Source organism: Curtobacterium sp. MCBA15_005 (assembly GCF_001864855.1).
In the GTDB taxonomy this organism is placed as follows: Bacteria; Actinomycetota; Actinomycetes; order Actinomycetales; family Microbacteriaceae; genus Curtobacterium; species Curtobacterium flaccumfaciens.
Map to the genome: position 1 here is coordinate 1 of NZ_MJGL01000006.1, position 5,320 is coordinate 5,320.

The window sequence follows — 5,320 nt, forward strand, 5'->3', positions numbered from 1 at the left end:
GGGTCATGAAGCAATTCCTTTTGGATTGAAGATTGTCAGTAGACAGTCAACAGTCAGAATCAACTCGGTCTGATGCCTTCGGGTGTTGGGTCTGTATTTTTTTACGGAGAGTTTGATCCTGGCTCAGGACGAACGCTGGCGGCGTGCTTAACACATGCAAGTCGAACGATGATGCCCAGCTTGCTGGGTGGATTAGTGGCGAACGGGTGAGTAACACGTGAGTAACCTGCCCCTGACTCTGGGATAAGCGTTGGAAACGACGTCTAATACTGGATATGATCACTGGCCGCATGGTCTGGTGGTGGAAAGATTTTTTGGTTGGGGATGGACTCGCGGCCTATCAGCTTGTTGGTGAGGTAATGGCTCACCAAGGCGACGACGGGTAGCCGGCCTGAGAGGGTGACCGGCCACACTGGGACTGAGACACGGCCCAGACTCCTACGGGAGGCAGCAGTGGGGAATATTGCACAATGGGCGAAAGCCTGATGCAGCAACGCCGCGTGAGGGATGACGGCCTTCGGGTTGTAAACCTCTTTTAGTAGGGAAGAAGCGAAAGTGACGGTACCTGCAGAAAAAGCACCGGCTAACTACGTGCCAGCAGCCGCGGTAATACGTAGGGTGCAAGCGTTGTCCGGAATTATTGGGCGTAAAGAGCTCGTAGGCGGTTTGTCGCGTCTGCTGTGAAATCCCGAGGCTCAACCTCGGGCTTGCAGTGGGTACGGGCAGACTAGAGTGCGGTAGGGGAGATTGGAATTCCTGGTGTAGCGGTGGAATGCGCAGATATCAGGAGGAACACCGATGGCGAAGGCAGATCTCTGGGCCGTAACTGACGCTGAGGAGCGAAAGCATGGGGAGCGAACAGGATTAGATACCCTGGTAGTCCATGCCGTAAACGTTGGGCGCTAGATGTAGGGACCTTTCCACGGTTTCTGTGTCGTAGCTAACGCATTAAGCGCCCCGCCTGGGGAGTACGGCCGCAAGGCTAAAACTCAAAGGAATTGACGGGGGCCCGCACAAGCGGCGGAGCATGCGGATTAATTCGATGCAACGCGAAGAACCTTACCAAGGCTTGACATACACCGGAAACGGCCAGAGATGGTCGCCCCCTTGTGGTCGGTGTACAGGTGGTGCATGGTTGTCGTCAGCTCGTGTCGTGAGATGTTGGGTTAAGTCCCGCAACGAGCGCAACCCTCGTTCTATGTTGCCAGCGGGTTATGCCGGGGACTCATAGGAGACTGCCGGGGTCAACTCGGAGGAAGGTGGGGATGACGTCAAATCATCATGCCCCTTATGTCTTGGGCTTCACGCATGCTACAATGGCCGGTACAAAGGGCTGCGATACCGTAAGGTGGAGCGAATCCCAAAAAGCCGGTCTCAGTTCGGATTGAGGTCTGCAACTCGACCTCATGAAGTCGGAGTCGCTAGTAATCGCAGATCAGCAACGCTGCGGTGAATACGTTCCCGGGCCTTGTACACACCGCCCGTCAAGTCATGAAAGTCGGTAACACCCGAAGCCGGTGGCCTAACCCTTGTGGAAGGAGCCGTCGAAGGTGGGATCGGTGATTAGGACTAAGTCGTAACAAGGTAGCCGTACCGGAAGGTGCGGCTGGATCACCTCCTTTCTAAGGAGCATCTGGCCTCGTGTTGTCCCTTATCGGGGCACGCATGGTCCAGGCGCCTGATTCGGACCGAACGTGTCCGACGGGTAGCTCATGGGTGGAACATTGACAGTGCAGTTGGGAGTGATGCTTCCGACCTCAGTACGCTCTGCTTGCAGGGTTGGGACGGGTCGGGGTGGAGCTGCTGGCTGGTGCACGTTGTTGGGTCCTGAGGGACCAGGCTTCCTGTCGTCACGTGAGTGGTGGTGGGGGTTGGGCCTACGGGTCCTTCGTCGGGCCAGGGTGAACCTACCGTTGTGGTGGGGGAGTGCTGGTGCCGATCGTATGTTGAGAACTACACAGTGGACGCGAGCATCTTTGATTCGCGTCATCCATGATCAGCCTTCGGGTTGGTGTGGTGTGACGTTGGATCGCAATTTTAATCTTTGTGGTCAAGTTTCTAAGAGCAAACGGTGGATGCCTTGGCATCTGGAGCCGATGAAGGACGTAGAAATCTGCGATAAGCCTCGGGGAGCTGATAATCGAGCCTCGATCCGAGGATTTCCGAATGGGGAAACCCCGCCAGGCGTTTTGCGACCTGGTGACTCCCGCCTGAATATATAGGGCGGGTAGAGGGAACGTGGGGAAGTGAAACATCTCAGTACCCACAGGAAGAGAAAACAACATGTGATTCCGTGAGTAGTGGCGAGCGAAAGCGGATGAGGCTAAACCGATCATGTGTGATAGCCGGCGGGCGTTGCATGGTCGGGGTTGTGGGACACGTCACTCAGTTCTGCCGGACTGGGACGGTTACAGCGCATCATAGTCGAACCGGTTTGAAAGCCGGGCCGTAGTGGGTGCCAGCCCCGTAGACGAAATGGTGTTATGGCCGGATGTGTATCCCAAGTAGCACGGGGCCCGAGAAATCCCGTGTGAATCTGTCAGGACCACCTGATAAGCCTAAATACTCCCAGATGACCGATAGCGGACAAGTACCGTGAGGGAAAGGTGAAAAGTACCCCGGGAGGGGAGTGAAATAGTACCTGAAACCGTTTGCTTACAAACCGTCGGAGCCTCCTTAGTAGGGGTGACGGCGTGCCTTTTGAAGAATGAGCCTGCGAGTTAGTGATATGTGGCGAGGTTAACCCGTGAGGGGCAGCCGTAGCGAAAGCGAGTCTGAATAGGGCGTTTGAGTCGCATGTTCTAGACCCGAAGCGAAGTGATCTATCCATGGCCAGGTTGAAGCGACGGTAAGACGTCGTGGAGGACCGAACCCACTTCAGTTGAAAATGGAGGGGATGAGCTGTGGATAGGGGTGAAAGGCCAATCAAACTTCGTGATAGCTGGTTCTCTCCGAAATGCATTTAGGTGCAGCGTTGCGTGTTTCTCGCCGGAGGTAGAGCTACTGGATGGCCGATGGGCCTCAACAGGTTACTGACGTCAGCCAAACTCCGAATGCCGGTGAGTGAGAGCGCAGCAGTGAGACGGTGGGGGATAAGCTTCATCGTCGAGAGGGAAACAACCCAGACTACCAACTAAGGTCCCTAAGCGTGTGCTAAGTGGGAAAGGATGTGGAGTTGCACAGACAACCAGGAGGTTGGCTTAGAAGCAGCCACCCTTGAAAGAGTGCGTAATAGCTCACTGGTCAAGTGATTCCGCGCCGACAATGTAACGGGGCTCAAGCACACCACCGAAGTTGTAGATTTCGCACTATAGACAAGCCTTCGTGGTTCAGTCGTGCGGAGTGGTAGGAGAGCGTCGTGTGGCGAGTGAAGCGGCGGAGTGATCCAGCCGTGGACGCTACACGAGTGAGAATGCAGGCATGAGTAGCGAAAGACGGGTGAGAAACCCGTCCTCCGAAAGACCAAGGGTTCCAGGGCCAGGTTAATCCGCCCTGGGTAAGTCGGGACCTAAGGCGAGGCCGACAGGCGTAGTCGATGGACAACGGGTTGATATTCCCGTACCGGCGAACAACCGCCCAAGCTAATCCAGTGGTGCTAAGAGTCCTAACCCGGTACAACCGGATCCCTTCGGGGTGATGGTGGCCGGTCTAACGCTCGACCCCATGCTGGTGCGGTTAGCGTATGAACAGGTGTGACGCAGGAAGGTAGCTGAGCCAGGCGATGGTATCCGTAAGGTGAACCTGGTGTAAGGATGTAGGGCTGACGATAGGCAAATCCGTCGTCTGTGTGCCTGAGATCCGACGCGTACCCGTAAGGGGAAATCAGTGATCCTATGCTGCCGAGAAAAGCATCGACGCGAGGTTGCAGCCGCCCGTACCCGAAACCGACTCAGGTGGTCAGGTAGAGAATACCAAGGAGATCGAGAGAATCGTGGTTAAGGAACTCGGCAAAATGCCCCCGTAACTTCGGGAGAAGGGGGGCCGGACACGTGACCGGATTTACTCCGTGAGCGTTGAAGGCCGCAGAGACCAGTGGGAAGCGACTGTTTACTAAAAACACAGGTCCGTGCGAAGTCGCAAGACGATGTATACGGACTGACGCCTGCCCGGTGCTGGAAGGTTAAGAGGAAGGGTTAGCCTTTGGGCGAAGCTCTGAATTTAAGCCCCAGTAAACGGCGGTGGTAACTATAACCATCCTAAGGTAGCGAAATTCCTTGTCGGGTAAGTTCCGACCTGCACGAATGGCGTAACGACTTCCCAGCTGTCTCAACCGCGAACTCGGCGAAATTGCACTACGAGTAAAGATGCTCGTTACGCGCAGCAGGACGGAAAGACCCCGTGACCTTTACTACAGTTTGGTATTGGTGTTCGGAGTGGCTTGTGTAGGATAGGTGGGAGACTGTGAAGCGGGCACGCTAGTGTTCGTGGAGTCATTGTTGAAATACCACTCTGGTCACTTTGGATGTCTAACGTAGGACCCTGATCGGGTTCATGGACAGTGCCTGATGGGTAGTTTAACTGGGGCGGTTGCCTCCCAAAGAGTAACGGAGGCGCCCAAAGGTTCCCTCAACCTGGTTGGCAATCAGGTGGCGAGTGTAAGTGCACAAGGGAGCTTGACTGTGAGACTGACAGGTCGAGCAGGGACGAAAGTCGGGACTAGTGATCCGGCAGTGGCTTGTGGAAGCGCTGTCGCTCAACGGATAAAAGGTACCTCGGGGATAACAGGCTGATCTTGCCCAAGAGTCCATATCGACGGCATGGTTTGGCACCTCGATGTCGGCTCGTCGCATCCTGGGGCTGGAGTAGGTCCCAAGGGTTGGGCTGTTCGCCCATTAAAGCGGTACGCGAGCTGGGTTTAGAACGTCGTGAGACAGTTCGGTCCCTATCCGCTGCGCGCGTTGGAAATTTGAGAAGATCTATCCCTAGTACGAGAGGACCGGGATGGACGAACCTCTGGTGTGTCAGTTGTTCTGCCAAGGGCACCGCTGATTAGCTACGTTCGGACCGGATAACCGCTGAAAGCATCTAAGCGGGAAGCCGTCTTCGAGATGAGATTTCCATGCACCTTGAGTGTGAGAGGCTCCCAGCAGACTACTGGGTTGATAGGCCGGATGTGGAAGCGGGGACTAACGACCCGTGGAGCTGACCGGTACTAATAAGCCGAAGACTTGATAACACACTGATTTCCGTGCACTTGTTGCACGGGCTCGCGTCCACTTTGTGGTTCCCGACAGACGATCGGGAATCGAAACTGAATACACCGCTCTGTCTTCTTCACGGGAGATGGTAGCTGGGACAGCTTTGAGACCAAATGCGTGAT

2 rRNA genes are annotated in these 5,320 nt (G+C 55.4%); both read left to right on the top strand.

The features are described from left to right. The first annotated feature begins 100 nt into the window (after positions 1 to 100). Positions 101 to 1,622: ribosomal RNA gene (locus BIU89_RS05500) — 16S ribosomal RNA — on the top strand. 426 nt (positions 1,623 to 2,048) lie between these two features. After that, positions 2,049 to 5,176 (top strand): 23S ribosomal RNA (locus BIU89_RS05505). The 16S and 23S rRNA genes sit together here, the layout of an rRNA operon. Positions 5,177 to 5,320 lie beyond the last annotated feature (144 nt).